This is a genomic window from Janthinobacterium sp. GW823-FHT06H09 (assembly GCF_058794735.1).
Genome location: NZ_JBXAHC010000002.1, coordinates 361,667 through 385,257 on the forward strand (window position 1 = coordinate 361,667; position 23,591 = coordinate 385,257).

Here is a 23,591-nt window from a genome sequence, read left to right on the forward strand (position 1 = left end):
CACTAATGGTTTACTGGGTTATACGGAGGGCGTTTTCCGAAAGTTTTAGTATAGGTTTGTATATATTTTAACTCAAGCTCCTTTGCATTTTTTTTCCCCTCTACCGTACGCAATAAATCGACATCTAGTGCTATATCTTTTTTCGCGAAAACACGCTGATGCTCTGTAAACCGTGTAAGGTAGTCACGACCTGTTTCCCCGAAGTGAAGTAACTCTCCCGATTTTGCATCCCGAATTACATAAACATCATGTGGGCCAGACGCCGATAAACTATTTCCGTGAACACCATCTAAACTATTTGACCATTTCGCATATCCACTTTGATAGCCACCTGAAACCCCACCATACTGTCGCTGAGTTGCCGGCACCCATTCCTGCAGTGTCATTTTTCCACCATTTTGCTGATACGAGCGCCAAGCATCCAATCGAGCAGTTAATCGGGGGGAGATATCTGAAACTGCATTCGTGGAACCTTGATTGGAAATGGAGTCTGCACTTGAATACTTTCCATTATTTAACCTTCCATCGGAATTTGATGAGAAAAATGGATCTTGATTCCCGCCATTTTTTATATCTCGATTCTTCCCCTCATTAACAACATTAATTTTATTATTAGAGTTTTCATTCTTGGTTTTTGGAGATATGCCCTGTGGGTCCATTAACATCCCCCCCAACAACCAAGCATCCTCCCGGGACATTTCTGAGAAAGATTTTTGCAGAGTATCTGAAATTCTCTCGTTCTGCACCTGCAACGTCTTTAAATTATACTGCATTGATATGGCCATATCACCTGCAACATATGCAATTTTTGCTAAACCTCTATAATAACTAGAGGTTTCGTTACCGACCATTTCCCCTATTGTTTCAACAGCTTTGGCGAGAGTTTTTTTACTCTCCATTTTATAAGGAGCACCAACTTCAGTTCGCCCCAATCGCTCAATCTCAGCATTTGCAGATCTTACGTCATAACGCAAATTTTGACACTTCTCACTATTATCTCCACTACATGCAGCCAGCTGTACATCCCTTTCCATACTCTTCGCCTGCAACTGCTTTTCTCGTTCCTTATCACAGCCACTCCCTTTCGGGTCCTTCGAGCATGCTTTTGATATGACACTAAGTTCGAGAATTTCTTTGTGTTTCAGATAATTATTCGCCACCTCATTTGCCGCAGTAGCCGCTCCCGTTGCCCCACCAGCTGCGGCACCCACCGCAGCGCCCGCCGCCAGCGTCAACGCATCACGCAGCGTTTCAGGCATATCAAGTTGCTTCAACTCCTTAGCGATTCTATCTGTCGACAACGCCGCCGCGCCTGCGCCCAAAGCACCATTGGCGCCGCCGGCAAGCCCGCCAATCGCCGCGTGCAAGGCAACCCGCGCAAGTCCATCCTCTTTCCAGTTCTTGGTTAGCTCATCACTTTGGCGCATTAGCTCTGCGCTTCTTTCAGGATCGGTTTCACGGAGATTATGTGCTTTAGCTGCCAATACTTCCGCCTCTTTCAGCTTGTCGGAAGCATAAGTCCCCAGCTTCTCAGCAGCAGCTGCCGCAAACGCCGCAGTCACATCCATCGTCGCCTGCAGCGCGGCCTTGTCAAAATTATTGCCGATCTTGCCGCTAGAATCCACTCCAGTCGTCACGTCTCGGTTCACACCGGCAATAGCTTCGTCCACGCCCTTGCCCGTCGCCGTGCGCTGAGCCGCATCGTCGGTGATGACGATTGTGCCGCCGCTAATGCCGCTGCGGGTCGTGCTGGTGGAATTTTCACTGAGGGAAACGATAGCTGGCAGGCCCACTGTAGTAGCATCTTTTTTGCCAGCGATATCCGTCAGGTTCTCATTTCGTGTGCCCGTGCCTGCAAAGGACATGCCACCCGACACCCCCACACTGCTACCCTTCGATATCGCATGATTGGCAATATCGCTGTGCGTCAAGGTCGACGTAATCAGGCTGCTGTGCAGCTTACCCGACTCCGTGGCACTGATGACGGCGCCCTTCAAGTCCGTATTGCCGCCCACCTTGATCTGGAAGCCGCCGTCGCCAGCCTTGAAGCCGCTTTGCTCCTGCACGCTGGCGTAGTCGTTGTGCATATTGCTCTGGCTATAACTGCCGCTGACGCTGGCGCCAAAGCCGACGGTACCGCTGGCGGAGATGCTCTGGCTCTTGCTGTCGAACTTGGCCGTGTCCTGCAGGCTTTCCAGGTTCAGGTTGCCCTTGATGTCGGCAATCACCTGGTTGGCGCTGGCCACGGCGCCCTTGATATTGGTGTCGCCGCCGCTTGTGATGATCAGCTTGTCGCCCGCATTCACATGCGTATTGAGCTGCGTCGTGCCATCGCCGTCCTCATGCCCCTTGCTGCCGCTGACGCTGGCCGTGAAGCCGAACGAGGTGCCCTTGGTGCTGACGATGGCTTGCACGCCCACCGATGCACTCATGCTTGAGCTCTTGCTGTGCTGGCTTTCCGTATCCTGCGCGGCCAGCAGATTGACGTTGTTGTCGGCATGCAGGCGGATATCGTTCTTCGCGTTCAGGTCGCTGCCCAGGATGGTGATATTGCTATCCTTGCCGCCACCCGTGGCCGTGATGTTGATATTGTTGCCCGTCAACACGCTGCCGCTGTGCGTGGTGCTCGCCGTCGTTTGCGTCTGCTGGCTTTCCGAATGGCCCGCCGTCAGGCTGATGCTGATGCTTGGTCCGCCTTCCTTCATCATGTCCTTGGCCGCGGCGTTCGCCGCCATGGCCGTGGTCGCCGCAGCCATGGCCGTCACCCGGCTGTTCTTCGCCGTGCTGGCTGCCGTGCTCATGGTTTGCAAGGTCTGGATGGCGCTCACCACGCTGCCGCCCAAGGCGACGGTAAAGCCATCCTGCGTGGTCTTGGTCTCGAATTTCCCCTTATCACTATCTTGTCCCGGCGTAATTTTCACGCTGGTGCCCGCCAGGTTCAGGTCAGTGGCCGCGACAATATCGCTGCCGCCGATCTTCAGGTCCTTGCCTGCAACGATGGTCAAGGCGCCGCTGGTTGAACCCACGGTGCTGCGCGCCTGGCCGCTCTGGATGACGGCGTCACGCTCCTGGTCGGTAGTCGTGGTGCGCGTGCCATAGCTGAAGCCAAAGCCGCCACCGCTCATGAAGCCGCTTTCCTTGACGTCGCGGTGGTGCAGTTCCTTGCTCGTTTCGCTTGCCGCGGCTATGCTGATATCGTTCTTCGCCAGCAAACTGGCGGAGCCATCGCTGAGAATTTGCGCGCCCGTAAGCTTGATGTCGTTGCCTGCAGCAAACGCCACCGTAGCGCCGCCAAAAGCACTGCCGGCCGAGGTACCCAGGTCCAGCATGTCGCGCGTGGTGATGGTCTTCTTGTTCAGGAAACCCTTGCCGGTCTGTACATGTCCCTCGTCGACGGTAAGCTGGTTCGTGCCAGCGCTCAGCACGATGTCATGGCCCGCCGTCACAGACAGGTCCACGCCTGCCTGCACATCGGCTGCCCGGGCAGTCAGATCGTTGCCGGCCTGCAGCACAATGCTGCCACTGCCCTGGATCTGGCTACCCACCTCGGTACTGCTGCTGTCCTTGCGGTAGTTTTTCGCATCCCAGCTCAGGCTGCTGCTGCTGGCCGTCGTCAAGGTTCCCAGGTTGATGTCGCGGCCGGCGTTGACGATGGTCTGGCCATCCTTGCCGGCATTGCCGATGACCCCGGCAAGCATGCTCACGTCGCGGCCCGCAGACACCACCAGCGTTCCGCCGCCACTGCTGCCATCACCGGTCACGTACAGCCCCGCCACCCGGTCGATATCCGTGCGGCTGAAACTGTTGCCTCCAGCGCTGCTGCTGGCACTTTGCGTGGTACTGGCAATATGGATGTCGCGCCCGGCGGTAGCGATCAACTCGCTGTTGGCCGAGATCGTGCCGCCGATATTGTTCAGATCGTTCCTTGCGGCCACGGCGACGGCGTCGCCGTTCAGGCGGCCACCCATGTTTTCCACATTGTCCGCGGTCAGCTTGACAACACTGCGCCCGGCAATCGTGCCACTGTTGGTCAGGTCGCCCGACAGATTGATATTGATGTCCTTGCCGGCGAGCAGTGCTCCGCTACCGTCCAGGTCTCCTTCACGCAGGCGCAGATAAATTTGCGGTACCAGCGCTTTCTGCACCGAGCCATCTGGCAGCGCCACGTCGCGTTCGACCAGCCAGACAATATCGCTCGTCAGCGCTGCCATTTGCTCGGCCGTCAATGCAACACCAGGATGCAGATCGTAATTCTTCGCATATGCCACGCCGGCGTCCATCAAGGCACGGTATTGCTGCTCGTCGTTCGTGTAGTCGCCGACAAAGCGCTGCCCCGTCAACTGCGCCACCTGTTCGCGGATCAGCTTTTGTTCATAGAAGCCGTCGCCCAGGCGTTTTTGCGTCACCGACGGGTCCACCTTGACCTGATTGAGCAGATAGTCGGAACCTGTCCATTCGCGGAAATTGGCAAAGCGCGGATCCGTCTCGACCAGGTAACGCGACGACAACGACGGCAAGGTGCGGAACAGGCTTGCATTGGGCAAGGCCGTTGACGGGCTGCTGGTGCGCACGAACTGCGCCCGGCCGGAAGCGTCCGTAAGCGCCACTTGCGCAATGCCGGGCAGGCGTGTCTGGCCCGGTACGCCACCCAGGCCGGCAGCCTGCGCGGCGGTGCCGGATGCATTGCCGATGCTGGTGCTGCCCGCCGGCGCCAGGCTGGCCTGGCCGTGTGCATCCGCCCCCGTCACGCGCCCCACCTGCATGTCGGCGGGCAGCACGCCCAGTGTCGCTTCCGTGACGCCGGCCCCGCGCGCCGCACCCGGCACGCCACCGACGCCGGTCGCCGCGGAAACGCCTCCGGAGGCATTGCCGATGCTAGTCGTGCTCCCGGACGCCAGGCTGACCTGGTCAAGCTGATTCGAACCTGTCACGGTGGCGGCAAGCGCGCCGGCGACCGTACGAACGAATCCCCCCTGGCCGGCCTGGCCGAGGCGATCCGTGCCAGTAGTTGAAGCTGTACCGCCGACATGCTGCACCTCTTGGGCCATGGCACCCGTTGCCGCCGTGCCAAGCGCAATGGCGCTCGGGTAAGCACCAGTCGGGCCATTGCCTTGTTGAACCGCATCGACTGCGCTCCCGGAGACGCTGCCGACAGTGCCGCCCAGGCCGGCCCCCGCCACCCGCGTCGTTCCGTTCGGCCCACTGCCGCCGCTGGCCGCGCCGGCCTGACGGCCTGCCGCATTGTCAACCCCGGCCAGGCCTGCCAGCACGCTGACAATGGCCTTGCCCTGCACTTGCGCGCTGGCCGCGCCGGCCGCGCTGGTGGATGCATTGACGCCGCCAGTAGCGGCGCCGGACAAGCTGATGCCGCTGCCCTGCGGCGTGGCAAACTGTTCTTCCCGCGCAATGTTAAGAGTGATGCTCTCGGTTTTCTCGGCCCCGGTAAAAGCCGCCGGTTTTCCAATGCTGGTACTATCGCGCCCTTTTTTGAACTTTCGCTTGTATAGGGTCGCCGTACCTTTGTCAGTACTGATTTTCTGTCCCTGCGTCTGTCCATTCCTGATGCGGCTGCCATGCATGTCCAGCAGCCCGCCCGCGATGATATGGCTGTCTTCGTTGGCAACCAGGTCGGCACTGATGGAGATATTGCCGCCAGCAATGATGCGCCCGGGGTCGGAACTGACGATCTCGCTCTGGCGCGAAGTACGCGTGGTCTTGTAGAGCGTCCACACTTCATACGTGCCATCTGGCGTGCGCAGATGCAGCGACTCATCATCATATGTCTCCACGCCCGGCGTGCCGGCGACATAGCGTTTCGCCGCGCCGGCGCCCTGGTACTCGGTCACGGACTCCTGTTTCGTTGATGAGGACATTTTCATCTGAATATGCTTATTCAGATTATTGATCTGGGCAGCGCTCATGCTCAGGCTGCCCAACGCTTCGATGGTGGCGCTGGCGTTATTCAAGACCGCCGTGCGCCCGGTCGCCTGGCGATTGCCGTCAATACTGCCGCCGATAGACAGGCTGTTGGCGCTGAAAATCAGCGCGTGTTCGAAGTTATTGATGGTTTGTGCGCCAATCTGCAGGTCGTTGCGCGCAGCGATGGTCGCGGCAACACCATTTTCCACATCATTGTTCAGGGTCCCGGCACCAATGCTGAGCTGATCACCATAGATGCGTCCGGTGCCAATGTTATGAATGATGTTTGCATTAATCTCAGTGGCAACACCGTCGATCACGCCCCGATTCACCAGCAGACCGCCGGCACTGAGGCGTGTGATGGTCGCGCTGATGTCACCGTAGGCCGTGTTATCGATGTTGGAATTGGTACGCAGGGTCAATGTGCCGCCCGCACGCACTTTGCCCATGTTCAGGAATTGACCACCGGTGGCGATGCCAAGGTTGCGGTTGGCGACGAGCTCCGCACCGGCGCCATGGCTATAGCCACCGCTCAGATCGAGGTTCATGTCCAGCTGCGACAACAGGCGTCCATCGCCCGTCAGACTGGCGGCACGCACATCGGCCAGCGCGCCGGCAATCACCGTCCCTCCCGTATTGATGATGGCAAGGCTGCGGTTCGCCGCCAGATCGGCCACGCTCAGCGCCGTGCCGGCGCTGGCCAGACCTTGTGTATTATCAAAAACACCTGAGCCGACGATATCCAGATTGCCATCGGTGCGCAACGCTCCCGCCCGGTTGCTCAGCGAGCCCGTCGTCAGGATGGCGTTAATCGCCTCGATACCCTGGTTACTGCCTTGCGTCGTGCTGTTGTCGATCGTGCCCGCCGTCAGGCTGACCGTGGCGCCGGAGCGTATCAATCCATTCCGGTTGTCGATGCCGCCGGGAGTAGCGAACGACAGCTTGCCCACCACCTGTATCTGGCCATTCTGGTTATCGAGGCCAGCGCCAGACAACGCCAGGCTGGATTGGCCGACGATCTGCCCACCCGCATTGTTGATCAAACCGGTGGTGCCGCTGATCGCCCCTGCCGCACCGAAATAACCTGCCGTGTTGTTCCAGCTGCCTATCGACAGAACGGCGTCGCCACCGCTGACGATGCCGCCGGCATTGCCCTGGTTGCGCGCAGCATAGGCGCCCGCGCTACCGTTGCTCAGGACCTGGCCGCGCGTGTCGATGCGCATGCCTGCGCCAGACTGCAACAGGCCGCCGTCATTCGTCAACGGGCCGGAGTACACGCTCAGCGTCTCGCTGGCGGCGATGGTGCCCAGATGGTTATCCAGCGCCCATAGGCCCGTATCGATCCGGATATTCTTGCCAACAATCATACCGGCGGCGCCTTGTCCGGCAGCGACCGTATTGCTCAAGTCAGCACTCCGAAGCGTGATGTCGCCAACGGCCTGCAGCGTGCCGCCGTCGTTTTTCAAGACGCCGCCGCTGATGATATTCAAGTTACCTGCCACTGTGGCAACCTTACCGCCGGTATTGTCCAGGAACCCAGCCGCCAGTTCGACGTTACCCGTCGCGGCCAGCAAGCCGGCCTCGTTGCGCAGCACCTGGGCCGCGCTGGCGTGCAGCGTACCGCCAGCCGTCAGTTTGCCGCCCTGGTTCAACAGCTCGCCCACCGCCGCCGTGAAATTGCCGCCGGCTGCGATCACGCCACTCTTGCTGTTGTCCAGCGTGCCGCCACCGCGAATATCCAGGCTGCCGCTGCCAGCCGCCTGCAGCGTGCCGCCCTGGTTATTCAAGGAGTAGGCAGCGATGCTGGTGCTGCCATTGCTGGCGATCGTGCCGCCGCGGTTATCCAGGCTCTGGCTGGCGCCGATAGCGGTCTGTCCGAGGCCGAGTTGGGTAATATTTCCTTGACGATTGTCGAGCGTATCGGATGAGATCGTTACCTGCTGCGCGATGGTGCTGGCATTGCGATGGTCAAGCGCCGCCGCGGTCATGTCCAGACTGCCATTCGAGGTGATCTGGCCCCGCTGGCCGCTGATCTGGCCTGCATGCATCGTCAATGTTCCGCTACCCGCATGTTCGATCTTGCCGTCCGTATTTGCCAGCACGCCAGCGTTCAGGTTCAAACTGACGCTGTTGACGGCGATGCGTCCGCTCGTATTATCGAGTACGCCGCCGGGCGAAGTAAGGTTGAGCGAACTGGCGCCACTGCCCGTCTGGATGATGCTGCCCTGCACATTGCCCAGGTTCGCCACTTGCACGGTCAATTGACCTGCGCTGACCTGGCCGCGGCCGTTCTCCCAACGCTGGCCATAGTGATTGGCGGCATGGACTTCGAGTGTGCCAGGGGTCGTTACCACGGCGCCGCTGGTGGAGACGTCACCCGCGCTCGCGTTCAGCGCGATGTTCGACGCACTGGTTTGGCTGCCCGCCACATCCACCGTAGCACCGCTGAAAACCATGTTGCCCGCAGCCAGATTCTGACCGGAGGCGCGCAAGGCCTGGGCCGTCGTCACGTTCAGGTTGCCTGCGGCCAACAAACTGCCATCGGCCTTGACGCCCGCAGCCAGCAGACTCGACGCGGAACCGGTCAGACTGCCTGCATTGATCGTGTTGTGTCCTTGCGCCAGAATAGTGCCAGTATTGCTGACATCGCCCGAGGCACGCAGAGTCTGGTTGGCACCAGCATACAGGCTGCCGCTGTTGACGACGTTGGCGGCAACCATATTCAGGTCGATACTGGCAAACACCTTGCCGCCATTATTGTTCAGGTCGCCGATAACCAGCTCCGCATTGCCATCGAGCGCCTGGATCTGGCCGCGCGTATTATCCACTGCACCACCGCGCAGTGTCAGCTTGCGCCCACCCAGAATATTTCCCTCAGTATTGTTCAAAGCCGTACTAGCGTTCACACCGAGATTCTGTGCCGAAACAAGACGGCCATGGTCGTTGAGCAGGGTCGCCGTTTCGACCTGCACATCGCCATTGCCCTCGATCTTGCCGCCGCTGTTGTCCAGACTACGCGTGGCAACGATGCTCGCCAGGTCGGTTCCTAACTGGATGATCTCGCCCTGACGATTGTCCAGGGCACCGCTCGTCACCGTCAGCTGGCGCGCAATGGTGCTGGCATTGCGGTGATCGATGTAATCGGCCGCCACTTGCAGCGCGCCATTACCCGTGAGCTGGCCACGCTGGCCGTAAAGATTCGTGGCGCGGATATCCAGCAAGCCCTTGCCCGCATGTTCGATCTTGCCATCGATATTCGTCAGGTCGCCCGCCTGCAGGCGCAGATTGGCGCTGTTGACGGCGATGCGCCCGCCGGTGTTATCCAGCTTGCCCGTCTCGATGACCGTGTCGCCCGTGCCCGTCTGTATCAATGTACCCTTGGTATTGTCCAGATTGGCAACGCGCAAGGCCAGCTGCCCGGCGCTCAGGCTGCCGCTTTGGTTCACCAATGCCTGCCCATTGGCGGCATTCGCCGTGATGGCCAGCAAGCCATTCGTCGATACGATGGCCTTGCTGGTCGTCACATTGCCCGCCAAGGCCGTCAAGCCGACATTGGCTGCGCTGGTCTGGCTGCCGCCCACGTCGACCGACCCGCCCGTCAATTGCAACTGGCCCGCCGCCATGTTCTGGCCGCCAGCTTGCAAGGCGCCGGCCGTTTTCACCGTCAAATCGCCAGCCGAGGCAAAGCTGCCATCGGCGCGCATGCCTGCCGCCAGCAATCCATTACCGCCCAGGCTGCCCGCCATGATCGCCGTATTGCCCAGGGCCGCCAGCGAGCCGGTATTGCTGAGCAAACCACCGATCTCCAGGGTCTGATTGCGGCCCGCGTACAGCACGCCAGCGTTGAGGACGTCGCCGCTGACCTTGGCCGTGATATCCGTGCCTGCGCCGAGTGTGCCTTGTACGTTGCGCACGCTGGCCGCATCCAGGCTCAAGGCACCCGTGCCTGCCTGCAGCAGGCCGCGCGTATTGTCGATGGCGCCGCCCAGGTGCAGATCGGTCGCCGCCGCGATCACGCCGTCGGTATTGACGAGTGCGCCAGTGCTGACGATGTCGGCGGACGTTGCCGAGGTGATTTTGCCCTTGGTATTGTCCAGGCTGCCGGTCTGCAGCGACAACACGCCGTTGCCGGCCATCTCCCCATTCGTATTATCGAGCTGGCCAGTGACGGCCACCGTCATACCGCCCGCGCCCGTCTGCAGCAAATGGCCACCCCGGTTGCTCAAGCTGTCAGCCTGCACGCTCAGGGACCGCCCCGTGGTGGTGGCGTTGGCATGGTCAAACAGGCCGGCCTTGAGATCGACGGCGCCATTGCCGATGATGCCTCCCCCGGCGCCCTGCAAGCTGGCCGCCGTGATGGCCAGGGTACCTGCACCCGCATGCTCGATCTTGCCGCCCGCATTCGTCAAGCTGGCCGCGCCCAAGATCAAATTATTACTATTGACGGCGATGCGTCCCACGCTATTGTCCAGTTTGCCCGTCTGGATGACTGTATCGCCCGTGCCCGTCTGGATCACGGTGCCCTTGGTGTTATCCAGGTGACCCACGTGCAGGTCAAGCTGGCCGGCACTGAGTTGCCCTTCCGTATTGCGCAAGGTATCGTGCGCGCGGACCGTCAGCGTGCCCGGCGTGCTCACCACGGCCTTGGCGGCCAACACATCGCCGCTCGTCGCGGCCAGGCTGATCTGCGTTGCACCGGTCTGGCTGCCCGTGATATCCACATTGGCGCCCGACAGGTTCGCCGCGCCGGCCGCCAGGTTCTGGCCATGTGCGGCCAGCGTGTGCGCGGTATTGATCGTCAAGTCACCAACCGTGCCCAGCTTGCCATCGGCCTGCATGCCTGCACCGATCAAGCTGCTTGCACTGCTATCGAGGCTATTGGCCGTAAGACTGGTATTGCCTTGCGCCGCAATCACACCCGTATTGGCGACGCCGCCGCTGGCGGTAATGGATTGATTCCCGGCAGCATACATGCTGCCCGTGTTATTCAAGCTGGAAAGCGTGGCGTTCAAGTTGGCGCCTGCAAACACGCTGCCAGCAGTGTTGTGGAGCTTGCCGACGTTCAGGGTCGCGTTACCGGCAACGGCTTGCAATTGCCCCTTGGTATTGTCGATGTCACCACCGTTCAAGACCAAGTGACGCCCGGCCGCCACCGTGCCTTCCGTATTGTCCAGGCTTCCCGCTTTCAATTCGACATCTTGCGCCGCCACGACGCGGCCCGTATTGTTCAGCAAGGCGCCAGCTTTCACCAATGCATCGCCATTGCTCTCGATCTTGCCGCCCGTATTGTCCAGCTGCCCGGTGGCAGTCACCGTCAGCATGCCCGCGCCCGTCTGCGCCAGACTGCCGGCGCGATTATCCAGACTGCCGGCGTTGACGGTCATCTGATTCGCCACCGTCGTCGCATTGCGGTGATCGAAGGCGACTGCCGTGATGTCGAGCTTGCCATTGCCCGTGATCTTGCCGAACTGGTTGTTGAACTGGCCCGCGTTGATGGCCAGGATGCCCGCACCTGCATGCTCCAGCTTGCCGTTAAGGTTCGTCAACACCGTCGCGTTCAGGGCCAGGTTATTACTGTTGACGGCGATGCGGCCGGCCGTGTTGTCCAGCTTACCGGTGGTAATCACGGTATCGCCTGTGCCCGTCTGCACGATGTCGCCGCTGGCGTTGTCCAGATTCGCCACATTCAACTGCAATTGGCCCGCCACCAGCTGGCCCTGGCTGTTCACCAACGCCTGGGCATTATTGGCATTGGCGGTGATGGCCAGCACGTTGCTGGCGGAAATGACTGCCTTGTTCGTCAGTACGTCGCCGCTGCGCGCGGTGATGGCGATATTGCCGGCGCCCGTTTGGCTGGCCGACATATCCACGCTGGAACCCATTAGCACGGCGCTGCCCGCGGCCAGGTTCTGCCCGTTCGCTTGCAGCACGCCATCCGCGTTGACGGTCAGATTGCCTGCCGTACCCAGGCTACCATCCGCTTTCATGCCGGCACCCAGCAAGCCGCTGCTGGTAACGCTGCCAGCGGAGATCGTTGTGTGATTGGCGGCGGCGATGGAAGCCGTGTTGTTCAGCAGACCGCCCACGGTCAGCTGCTGGTCGCGGCCCGCATACAGCAAGCCGGAGTTGTTCAGATCCCCGCCGACCCTGGCCGCCAGGTCCGTGCCGGCGCTCAGCGTGCCCTGCTGGTTCAGCAGGCTGGCCACATCCAGCGCCAAGGCACCGGTGCCCGTTTGCACGACACCACGCGTATTGTCCAGCGCGGCACCGCCGACCTGCAGGTCGGTGGTCGCCGCCAGCACGCCATCGGTATTATTCACAGCGCCCTTGCTGGCGACAGATGCCGCAGCCGCGGACGTGATGCGGCCCTTGCTGTTGTCCAGCACGCCTGCCCGCACCTGCACGCCGCCGTTGCCGCCGATCTCGCCGCCGCTGTTGTCGAGCTGTCCCGTCGTGGCTACCGTCATCGCCGCATCGCCCGTCTGCAGCACATGGCCGCCACGGTTGCTCAGGCTATCGGCCTGCAGCGTCACTTGCTGCCCCACCGTGCTGGCCTGGTCATGCCGCATGATGCCCGCGTCGATGCGCACCAGGCCATTGCCGAGGATGCTGCCGCGCTCGCCATCGAGCGTTGCCGCGTGGAGCGCCAGCGTGCCGTTGCCCGCATGTTCGAGCTTGCCATCCGTATTCATCAGCTTGCCGGCATCCAGGGTTGCATTCGCGCTGTTGACGGCGATGCGGCCGCTGGTGTTGTCCAGTACGCCGGCCGGCGTGCTCAACACGATGCGCATATCGCCGGCGCCCGTCTGCACCACGGTGCCGCGGCGGTTGTCCAGGTTACTCAGTTGCAAGTCCAGCTGCCCCGCGCTCAGTTGCCCCTGTTCATTGACCAGGGTCTGGCCCGCATGTGCTCCCGCCGTCACCGCCAGGGTGCCCGGCGTCGTCAGCAGTGCCTGGCGCGTCAGCACATCGCCCTGTGTCGCCGTCAATGCGATGTTCGCCGCGCCCGTCTGGCTGCCCGTCAGGTCCAGCGCCGCGCCGCTCAGGGCCAGCTGGCCCGCCGCCAGGTTTTGTCCCTTGGCCAGCAGCGCCTGTGCCGTCGTCACGCGCAAGTCGCCCGTCGCCAGCAAGCCGCCATCGGCCTTCACGCCCGCACCCAGCAGGCTCGATGCCGAACTGTCCAGGCTGGCCGCCTGGAGCGTCGCATTGCCCTGCGCCGCGATCACGCCCGTGTTCACAATGGCGCCCGTCGCCTTGAGCGTTTGATGCGCGCCTGCGTACAGGCTGCCGCTGTTGTCGACCTTGCCGGCCGCAATCGCCAGGTCGCCCGCTGCAAACACGCTGCCGGCCGTATTCTGCAAATCGCCGATGGCCAGGCTGGCCGCACCGGATACCGCCTGGATCTGGCCGCGCGTATTGTTCACGTCGCCGCCACGTATATTCAGGCCGCCTGCCAGCACGCCTCCATCGGTATTGTCCAGCGAGCCAGTAACGATCTCGGCCGCGCCGGCGAACGCCAGGCGCCCGTTCTGATTCAACAGCATGTCGGCGCTCAGCGCCATGTCGCCATTGCCTTCAATCTTGCCGCCACGGTTGTCCAGATGACCGGTGGCCGCCACGCTGCCACTGCCAGTTCCCGTCTGCGTGACGCTGCCCTGGCGATTATCCAGGGTGCCGGTATGCAGCGTCACCTGCCTGGCCAGCAATGCGCCGTCGCGGTGGTCGAAGCTATCGGCCGTCACGACCAATGCACCGTTGCCTGAGATCTGGCCCCGCTGTCCATACAGGTTCGTGGCGCGAATCGCCAGCGTGCCCGTGCCCGCATGTTCGATCTTGCCATCGATATTCGTCAGCGCGCCTGCGCCCAGACTCAAGTTGCCGCTGTTGACGGCGATGCGCCCACCCGTATTGTCCAGCACGCCCGTGTCGATGACGGTACTGCCCGCGCCCGACTGCACGATCGTTCCCTTCACATTGCGCACATTGGCCGCCGCCAGCGCCAGTTGTCCCGCACTCAGCTGGCCGCCCGCATTCACCAGTACCTGTCCATTGTTGCCATTGGCCGTGATCGCCAGCAAGCCTGCCGTGCTCACCTGCGCCTGGCTGGTGAGGACGTCGCCTGCGCGCGCCGTCAGCGCAATATTCGCAGCACTGCTCTGGCTGCCCGTCAGGTCCAGCGCGGCGCCGTCCAGCACTGCGTCGCCCCCTGCCAAGTTCTGGCCTGTCGCCCGTAAAGCCTGCGTAGCCGTCACGACCAGGCTGCCTGCCTGGCCCAGCGTGCCATCGGCCCGCATGCCCGCGCCCAGCAAACCGCTGCTGTCGATGCTGCCTGCTTGCACACTGACATCGCGTCCCGCCGCCAGCGAGCCGCTGTTGCCGAGCGTGCCGCCGACGACCAGGAGCTGGTCGCGGCCCGCATACAGCAAGCCGGAGTTGTTCAGATCCCCGCCGACCCTGGCCGCCAGGTCCGTGCCCGCGCTCAGCGTGCCCTGCTGGTTCAGCAGGCTGGCCACATCCAGCGCCAAGGCACCGGTGCCCGTTTGCACGACACCACGCGTATTGTCCAGCGCGGCACCGCCGACCTGCAGGTCGGTGGTCGCCGCCAGCACGCCATCGGTGTTATTCACAGCGCCCTTGCTGGCGACAGATGCCGCAGCCGCGGACGTGATGCGGCCCTTGCTGTTGTCCAGCACGCCGGCCCGCACCTGCACGCCGCCGTTGCCACCGATCTCGCCGCCGCTGTTGTCGAGCTGTCCCGTCGTGGCTACCGTCATCGCCGCATTGCCCGTCTGCAGCACATGGCCGCCACGGTTGCTCAGGCTATCGGCCTGCAGCGTCACTTGCTGCCCCACCGTGCTGGCCTGGTCATGCCGCATGATGCCCGCGTCGATGCGCACCAGGCCATTGCCGAGGATGCTGCCGCGCTCGCCATCGAGCGTTGCCGCGTGGAGCGCCAGCGTGCCGTTGCCCGCATGTTCGAGCTTGCCATCCGTATTCATCAGCTTGCCGGCATCCAGGGTCGCATTCGCGCTGTTGACGGCGATGCGGCCGCTGGTGTTGTCCAGTACGCCGGCCGGCGTGCTCAACACGATGCGCGTATCGCCGGCGCCCGTCTGCACCACGGTGCCGCGGCGGTTGTCCAGGTTACTCAGTTGCAAGTCCAGCTGCCCCGCGCTCAGTTGTCCCTGTTCATTGACCAGGGTCTGGCCCGCATGTGCTCCCGCCGTCACCGCCAGGGTGCCCGGCGTCGTCAGCAGTGCCTGGCGCGTCAGCACATCGCCCTGTGTCGCCGTCAATGCGATGTTCGCCGCGCCCGTCTGGCTGCCAGTCAGGTCCAGCGCCGCGCCGCTCAGGGCCAGCTGGCCCGCCGCCAGGTTTTGTCCCTTGGCCAGCAGCGCCTGTGCCGTCGTCACGCGCAAGTCGCCCGCCGCCAGCAAGCCGCCATCGGCCTTCACGCCCGCACCCAGCAGGCTCGATGCCGAACTGTCCAGGCTGGCCGCCTGGAGCGTCGCATTGCCCTGCGCCGCGATCACACCCGTGTTCACAATGGCGCCCGTCGCCTTGAGCGTTTGATGCGCGCCTGCGTACAGGCTGCCACTGTTGTCGACCTTGCCGGCCGCAATCGCCAGGTCACCCGCCGCAAACACGCTGCCGGCCGTATTCCGCAAATCGCCGATGGCCAGGCTGGCCGCACCGGATACCGCCTGGATCTGGCCGCGCGTATTGTTCACGTCGCCAGCATTCAAGGTCAGGGAAAGTCCAGCAGCCAACACACCGCCCGTGTTGTTCAGGCCCCCGGCAACGTTCATGTTGACGGCCTGCGCTGCGGCAATGCGGCCATGCTCGCTCAGCACACTGGCTGCCGACAGGCCAAGACTGCCGTTGGTTTCCAGCCTGCCGCCGCTATTCTCCAGCCCCCGCGCAACATCCACCGTTGTTTGCTCGGTTCCCGTTTGAATGAGGCTGCCACCGCGGTTATCCAGCGTACCTGCTTGCACAGTCAGATGCCTGGCCAGCGTTGTCGCCTCGCGGTGGTCCACTGCGTCAGCCGCGAGCGCAAGGTCGCCATTGCCGGTTATCTGTCCACGCTGATTTGCCAGCGAGGCGGCATGAATAGCAAGGGCACCCGTGCCCGCATGTTCGATCTTGCCGCCTGTATTGACCAGCGCCGCCACATCCACGGTCAGGTTGTGGCTATTGGTGGCAATCCGTCCAGCACTATTATCGAGTTGACCAGGCAGACGAAGCGCAAGGTCGCCTTCGCCAAGTTGCAAAATCTGGCCCCCCACATTCGATATGTCATGCGCAGCAATACTCACCTCTCCGCCCGTTGCCTGCGCACCATCGGTACGCAGTAAACGCGTGGTCTGCAGCGCCAGCGTGTCGCGCGCGGCCAGCCCGGCGTGCCGGGCATCCAGGTCTCCCTGGCTTGCCACGGCAGAAAGCTGTCTGGCGGACAGATTAGCCCCGGCGAGATCGACTGCGGTTGCCGCAATCCGCACCGTATTGCCCGCGGCGCCGATGCCATGGATACCTGCACCGGCATTTGCCTCGACGGTCAAATCGCCCGTTGGACGAAGCATATTGTCAGCATTCAGGCCAGCAGCCAGCACCGCACCGGCGGCTGAATCAACGCGGCCGCCTCCATGCAGCGCAGTATTGCCAGCAGCAGCGATCACGCCGTTGTTGCTGATATCACCACCGCTTGAAATACCAGTATCGCCTGCGGCATAAATCGTGCCCGCATTTTGCAAATCCCCCGCTGCGCTGGCCTGTACCTGGCCACCTTCAGCACCAGACTGAATATAGCCACTGTTGCTGATCCAGCCATCCGAATGCAGCACCACATTACCCACCGATGCGGCCACGGTTCCGGCGTTACGCGTACCGATACCAGCCTCGGTGCCTATCAGTGTAATTTTTCCGGCATACATGCCGCCCAACTGGCCGACGTCCAATGCAAACGCAGGCTTCGCGCCATCGCCAGATGCGGCAGCCTCGACCGCATGATTTGCATCCATCCGGTTCGCGCCCGTGACGACCCGCAGATCGTTGGCCCATATGCCAGCATTCACTTGCACAGCCCGCGCCAGAATGGACGTGTAATCGCTTTGTGACGTATCCAGTCCCCTGCCGCTGACGGTGACCATGCCCCGCTGCACCACATAGCCGTCGAGATTGCCGCCATTGACAATGGGAGAACCTGTCGTCAACGTCACGCGGCTGGCGTTGATAAAGCCGCCGCCATCCACAGCTACCCCGGAAGGATTGGCGATGATGACCTCTGCGCGTTGTCCCGCCACTTCGACATAGCCGCGCAACTGGCTGGGATTGGCGGAATTGACTTCGTTCAGGATGACGCGCGCGCTGCCGCCGGCCAGCCACGGATTGCCTTGTACCCAGCCACCGGTCTGGGTTTGCGTATTGCCACGGCTGTTATTCAGGATGACGCCATTGCTCTGCACGTCAAACTGGCTATACGTATTGCGCGACACGCCTGCCCCGCTCGGCGTCTGGATATTCACTTGCGGTATGCCATTTGCTGTCTGCAACACGGTTGGACGCTGGCCTCCCGGGGCATTGCGATCCGCCACGACCTGACCATGCGCAGCACCGGTCACAAAAAGCAGCATGCCCAAGGCACTGAATACCGCGAGGCAGGCCGGCCGCAACGTTGCCAGCGTCAATTCCGCGCCACCTCCCCCTGCACCGTCGTTCATGACACTTTCGCCGCCAGGAGCTTTACCTTGCGACGTGGCATTCTCCCCCACCACCATCAATTGGCCACGGCGTTGATTGAATATGATGCGGTACAGGTGCTTATTCATGGATTCTTCTCGTTGAGAACACCTAACAAAACTTGCTGCGCTAGGTGTTATAAATATTTAAATGGATGTCGTTTTGGCGTAATTGGCATGCATGGGCCTGGCGCTCCACCAGCTGGCCGCCTGCTCCTTGGAAACCGCGCAACCGCGGGATGTTTTTACTTGCAAACCCGTCTCGTCTCCCTTGTGATACAAAAACCGGTAACAGGATTCGGAAAGGCGTGTAGAAACTTCGCGTACGAACGATGCCGTGTGGCCAAATGGAGCGACCCAGTCCGTAATCCACATGCGGTCGCCGCTATTCCAGTCTTCCGGGCGCATCAAGGTATGGTTACCGTCTGCCAGATAGCGGCTTTCGGCATCGGCATCGAAATTTGCCCAGGCCACGTAAGCCACCGGCTGCTGAACGCCATCGAGCGACGTCAACGCCAGCATGAACTGCTGCTGTTTGATCGGATTCAACAAAGTCTGGCTGAAAGACGCTAGCGGCAGATCGCGATGATTCTTAGAATGCATGCAAAGCCATGTCAGCGCGCCAAACAGTTCTGCCTCGCTGTGCCCAGGCAAGCCCAAGGCGGGGGCGATAATGTCCAAAGAAGAGGTACTCATGGTGTCGGATATATGATTAAAAGCTCGCGTTCAAATTGAAGCCGGCCGTATGGCTGGCCGTACGGAACAGCTCAGGTTTGCGCACGGGCCAGCCGACAAAGGCGTCGTACTGCACGCCCAGCCACTGGCCGCGCAAGCCCACAAAAGCGCCCGTCAGGCGCCGCGCGATCAGCCATTCGGCGGACGGTCCCGCTACTTCGCCGTGGTCCAGGCCCGCATACGCTTCCTGGCCGCTGCTGCCCAGCGGCACGCCGAGCTCGTTGCGCAGCAGCCAGCCGCGTTCGGCCGACAGGCTGCTTTCGCCGTCGTAGCCGCGCACCGTGTAGCGCCCGCCGATGGCAAAGCGGTCCTGCGGCACCAGCGGCGTGCGGTTGTGCTGCATGCGCCAGCTGCCGGAATAGCGCAGCGGCTGGCCGGCCAGCTTGAACGGCGCCGACAGGGCCGCGTCGGCCAGGATCAGTTTGAAACGCGACGTACCCTCGCCAAACGCTTCCTCTGGCGCCGCCATCGCATGCATCGCGCCCGTGCCGCGCCGGTATTGCAGGTTGAGGTCCAGGGTGGCCTGCCCCAGGAATTCGCGGTGGCCGAGACCCAGCTCCCAGCCCGCCATGCGGCGGCGCTGCACTTCCACTTCCGTGTCGTCGATGAAGTTTTGCGCGGCACGCTGCCAGCCGCGCAGGGACAGCGTCGTCTTGCGCGACGCGTCGCGGTACACCAGACGCGACAACTTGACTTCGCGATTCTGGCTGGCGCCGCTGTAGTTGTAATCCTGGCTGATGCCGGCCACGGACTGGTGATAGCGGCTGTCGCTGGCTGTGAAGGCCAGCAGCCAGTAGGCGTAGGGAAGCGAATAGTGGGCCACCATGCCGCCCGTGCCGCGCGGACCATTGCGGTTGCCGTCGACGTTCTGGTTCAGGCTCAGGTAAAACAGATCGTTCAGGGTCAGCCAGTGGTCATACGACAGCGTCACGCTGCCCTGCAGTTTGCCCGTCGAGCGCGAACCGCCGTCGTCCAAGCCCAGCGCCAGGCGAAACGGCAAGCCCTGCTTCCACTGGATCTGCAGGTCGCTCTCGCCCGGCTTCGCATTGCCGCCCTCGGCCGGCATGATCTGGATATCGGCTTCGGCCGTCGGCACGCGCTTGAAGTTTTCCAGCGCCTGCTCCGTATCGCGCACATTGAGCAAGTCGCCCGGCCGCGCCGGCACGGCATTCCACCAGGTGGCGCGGGGGTTGGTGCCGGGCGCAAAGCCGATCTGGCGGATACGCCCCGGTATCAGCGTCAAGGCCAGGGTGCCACGGCTCAGGTCCTGCGGCTCGGCCAGCACGCGCGTGGTGACGTAGCCGCGCGCGATGATGGCGTTCTGCATGCGCCCCATCAGTACATTGATGGCCTGCGTGCCCAGGCAGCGGCCCAGCGGCGAGTCCGGCGCCCCCAGGTCGTCGTGCCCGGCGACGGCCAGCGCCCACTGGAACCGGGCGGCGTCCTCGCCCCGCAATTGCAGATGATCGATGGTAAAGCACGGCGATTCGCCTGTGGGCAGGCGGTTGACGGAAGCGGCCGCGGGCGCCTTGAGCAGGCGCACGTCGGGCGTGCGCTCCTGCTGCTGGCGCAGGAGGCGCTCGCGTTCTTGCTGGCGGATCAATTCTTGGCTGGCATCGTCGCGCTGGCTGCTGCCAGGCGGGGTGGGAAGGGGCGGCGCGATTTCGGGACGGGTCTGCGCGGACACGGCGGCACACAAGGTGCCGCTGAACAAAAATACACCGCACCATGGCGTCAAGCGCAGGTGCATATGTTGCCTTAAGTAATTATTTACGTAAGGAAATTATAAATTAATTATTTCTATAGGGCAACTTTATTTATTTCTTGAGAACTTTACCTGTTTGGTAACTGTCTTTCAACTATCCAATTACCACTAGTAAAGCCCCACGCGGCCCGGCGGCGGCACAGCAGGCAATGGCGTCCGGCATTGATGCATAAAAAAAGCCCTGTAAAAACAGGGCTTTGGCTTACTCGCTTATTCGGAAATGCAAAGTTTCCTTATGGGGACTCACTCCCACTCAATGGTCGCCGGCGGCTTGCCCGAAATATCGTAGACGACGCGGTTGATGCCGCGCACTTCATTAATGATGCGGTTCGAGACCTTGCCCAGCAGACTGTGCGGCAGGTGCGCCCAGTGGGCCGTCATGAAGTCCTGCGTCTGCACGGCGCGCAGTGCCACCACGTATTCGTAGGTGCGGCCATCGCCCATCACGCCCACCGATTTGACGGGCAGGAAGACGGCAAAAGCCTGGCTCGTCGCTTCGTACCAGTTGGTCGGCACGCTATCCTGGTCGAAGCCAGGCACCACCACCGGTTCATACGGCGTATTGCGCAGTTCTTCGATGAAGATGGCGTCGGCGCGGCGCAGCAGGTCGGCGTAGTCTTTCTTGACTTCGCCGAGGATGCGCACGCCCAGGCCCGGGCCCGGGAACGGGTGGCGGTAGACCATGTCATGCGGCAAGCCCAGGGCCACGCCCAGTTTGCGCACTTCATCCTTGAACAGTTCGCGCAGGGGTTCCAGCAGCTTGAGCTTCATGGTGTCCGGCAAGCCGCCCACGTTGTGGTGGCTCTTGATGGTCTGGCCTTTTTTACCTTTACCCGCCGATTCGATCACGTCCGGGTAGATCGTGCCTTGCGCCAGCCATTTTGCGTTGACCAGCTTGCCCGATTCGACCTGGAACACTTCGACGAACTCGCGGCCGATGATCTTGCGCTTTTGCTCGGGGTCGGTAACGCCGGCCAGGTGGCCCATGAACTGGTCTTCCGCGTCGACGCGGATGACTTTCACGCCCAGGTTCTTGGCGAACATGTCCATCACCATCTTGCCTTCGTCCAGGCGCAGCAGGCCGTGGTCGACGAAGACGCAGGTCAGCTGATCGCCGATGGCGCGGTGGATCAGGGCAGCGGCCACGGACGAATCGACGCCGCCGGACAAGCCCAGGATGACATCATCGGTACCGACTTGCGCGCGGATCTTTTCCACCGCTTCGCTGATGTAGTCAGGCATGTTCCAGTCCGACTTGCAGCCGCAGATTTCATGCACGAAACGGCCGATCATGGCCTTGCCCTGCACCGTGTGCGTTACTTCCGGGTGGAATTGCACGCCGTAGAACTGGCGCTCTTCATCGGCCATGGCGGCGATCGGGCAGCTCGGGGTGTTGCCCATCAGCTTGAAGCCTGGCGGCATTTCCAGCACCTTGTCGCCATGGCTCATCCACACTTTCAGCATGCCGTGGCCTTCGTCTGTGACGAAGTCGGCAATACCGTTGAGCAGCTTGGTATGGCTGCGGGCGCGCACTTCGGCGTAGCCGAATTCGCGTACCAGGCCGTTTTCCACCTTGCCGCCCAGCTGGGCCGCCATGGTTTGCATGCCGTAGCAGATGCCCAGTACGGGCACGCCCAGCTCGAACACGGCTTGCGGCGCGCGCGGCGAGTCGCCGTCCAGCGTGGAGTTGTGGCTGCCCGACAGGATCACGCCGGCGGCGCCATAGTTGCGCACGAATTCGTCGCTGACGTCATACGGGAAGACTTCGGAAAACACGCCGGAATCGCGCACGCGGCGGGCGATCAGCTGGGTGACTTGGGAGCCGAAATCGAGAATGAGGATTTTAGAATGCATGGTCGGAGCTTTATTCAGGGTCAATTGCAAAACCGGCGCACTGGGCGCCGGTCTGGACTTTCGTTACCGCTTACTCGGAGCGATAATTTGGCGCTTCTTTCGTGATCTGCACATCATGGACATGCGACTCGCGCATGCCGGCCGAGGTGATTTCCACGAATTCCGCCTTTTCGCGCAGCTCGTCGATGGTGGCGCAGCCGCAGTACCCCATCGATTGACGCACGCCACCCACCAGCTGGAAGATGATCGCCAGCACGCTGCCCTTGTAGGCCACGCGGCCTTCGATACCTTCAGGCACGAACTTGTCGGCCTTCATGGTGGCATCCTGGAAATAACGGTCAGCCGAACCGTCGGACATCGCGCCCAGCGAACCCATGCCGCGGTACGATTTGTAGCTGCGGCCCTGATACAGGATCACTTCGCCTGGTGCTTCTTCCGTACCGGCAAACATGGAACCCATCATGACGGTCGAGGCGCCAGCGGCCAGCGCTTTCGAGATATCACCCGAGAAACGGATACCGCCGTCGGCGATACATGGCACGCCCGTGCCTTCCAGTGCTTCGGCAACATTCGAGATGGCCGTGATTTGCGGCACGCCCACACCGGCGACGATACGCGTGGTGCAGATCGAGCCAGGACCGATGCCGACCTTGACCGCATCGGCGCCGTATTCCACCAGCGCCTTGGCGGCGGCGGCGGTAGCGATGTTGCCACCAATCACTTCGACTTGCGGGTACTTGGTCTTGATCCAGCGTACGCGGTCGAGGATGCCTTGCGAGTGGCCGTGGGCCGTGTCGACCACCAGCACGTCGACACCGGCGGCGACCAGCAGGTCGATGCGCTCTTCATCCTTGGCACCGACGCCGACGGCAGCGCCGACCAGCAGTTTGCCCTGGCTGTCTTTCGACGCGAACGGGTGCGAGGTCGACTTCTGGATATCCTTGACGGTGATCAGGCCGCGTAATTCGAATGCGTCATTGACGACCAGCACGCGCTCGAGGCGGTGCTTGTTCATCAGGCGCTTGGCTTCGGCCGTATCGGCGTCTTCCTTGACGACGACGAGTTTTTCGCGCGGGGTCATCTTGGCGGAAGCTTCCGCGTCGAGTTCCTGCTCAAAGCGCAAATCGCGGTTGGTGATGATGCCGACGACTTCCTTGCCTTTGACGACAGGGAAACCGCTGATGCCGTATTGTTCCGTCAGTGCGATCACGTCGCGGATTTTCATTTCCGGCGGAATCGTGATCGGATCACGCAGCACGCCAGCTTCGAAACGCTTTACGCGGGCCACTTCACGAGCCTGATCCTTCGGATTCAAATTCTTGTGGATGATGCCGATGCCGCCTTCCTGGGCCATCGCGATCGCCAGACGGGCTTCCGTCACCGTATCCATGGCTGCGGACAGCAAGGGAATATTCAGGGTGATGTTGCGGGTCAGGCGAGTTTTGAGGGACGTATCGGCGGGCAGAACGTTGGAGTAGGCTGGGACGAGCAGCACGTCATCGAATGTGAGTGCTTTTTGAAGTAGACGCATAGCATTTCCTATTGGCGCAAAAGCAGATTATACAGAAAAAAGCGCCCTT

At 61.8% G+C, this 23,591-nt stretch carries 6 protein-coding genes and 1 pseudogene; 1 reads left to right on the top strand and 6 read right to left on the bottom strand.

Translation table 11 applies throughout. The features are described 5' to 3' along the window. Positions 1 to 2: 2 nt before the first annotated feature. Positions 3 to 16,421 (bottom strand): hemagglutinin repeat-containing protein, encoded by a 16,419-nt coding sequence (locus AC1Q6X_RS04040; protein WP_492495405.1) that lies wholly within the window; start codon positions 16,419 to 16,421, stop codon positions 3 to 5. Between AC1Q6X_RS04040 and AC1Q6X_RS04045 the strand changes: the two genes are divergently transcribed. After that, positions 16,323 to 16,547, top strand: coding sequence for a hypothetical protein (locus AC1Q6X_RS04045; protein WP_492401706.1), 225 nt, complete (start codon positions 16,323 to 16,325; stop codon positions 16,545 to 16,547). The two genes, AC1Q6X_RS04040 and AC1Q6X_RS04045, sit on opposite strands and share 99 nt — an antisense overlap. A gap of 201 nt (positions 16,548 to 16,748) precedes the next feature. Here AC1Q6X_RS04045 and AC1Q6X_RS04050 read toward each other — a convergent pair. The 5 genes and pseudogenes from AC1Q6X_RS04050 to guaB all read right to left on the bottom strand — a co-directional run. Then, positions 16,749 to 17,747, bottom strand: a pseudogene (locus AC1Q6X_RS04050) (two-partner secretion domain-containing protein); the annotation flags it as partial. A 57-nt stretch (positions 17,748 to 17,804) separates the two neighbouring features. After that, positions 17,805 to 18,353: a toxin-activating lysine-acyltransferase gene (locus AC1Q6X_RS04055; RefSeq protein WP_070221506.1), complete on the bottom strand. Its 549-nt coding sequence runs from the start codon at positions 18,351 to 18,353 to the stop codon at positions 17,805 to 17,807. Positions 18,354 to 18,369: 16 nt separating this feature from the next. Continuing rightward, on the bottom strand, positions 18,370 to 20,142 hold the full coding sequence (locus AC1Q6X_RS04060; protein WP_492495286.1) for a ShlB/FhaC/HecB family hemolysin secretion/activation protein: 1,773 nt from the start codon (positions 20,140 to 20,142) through the stop codon (positions 18,370 to 18,372). Positions 20,143 to 20,400: 258 nt separating this feature from the next. After that, on the bottom strand, positions 20,401 to 22,011 hold the full coding sequence (guaA, locus tag AC1Q6X_RS04065) for a glutamine-hydrolyzing GMP synthase (RefSeq protein WP_070288027.1): 1,611 nt from the start codon (positions 22,009 to 22,011) through the stop codon (positions 20,401 to 20,403). A 70-nt stretch (positions 22,012 to 22,081) separates the two neighbouring features. Further along, a complete protein-coding gene (gene guaB / locus AC1Q6X_RS04070) occupies positions 22,082 to 23,542 on the bottom strand; it encodes an IMP dehydrogenase (protein ID WP_034752206.1) in 1,461 nt (486 codons plus the stop codon). Positions 23,543 to 23,591 lie beyond the last annotated feature (49 nt).

What these genes read in the sequence shown, in the direction of transcription:
- AC1Q6X_RS04060 (WP_492495286.1), bottom strand. Translation starts at nt 20,142, where the DNA reads ATGCACCTGCGCTTGACGCCATGGTGCGGTGTATTTTTGTTCAGCGGC.
- guaA (WP_070288027.1), bottom strand. Translation starts at nt 22,011, where the DNA reads ATGCATTCTAAAATCCTCATTCTCGATTTCGGCTCCCAAGTCACCCAG.
- guaB (WP_034752206.1), bottom strand. Translation starts at nt 23,542, where the DNA reads ATGCGTCTACTTCAAAAAGCACTCACATTCGATGACGTGCTGCTCGTC.
- AC1Q6X_RS04055 (WP_070221506.1), bottom strand. Translation starts at nt 18,353, where the DNA reads ATGAGTACCTCTTCTTTGGACATTATCGCCCCCGCCTTGGGCTTGCCT.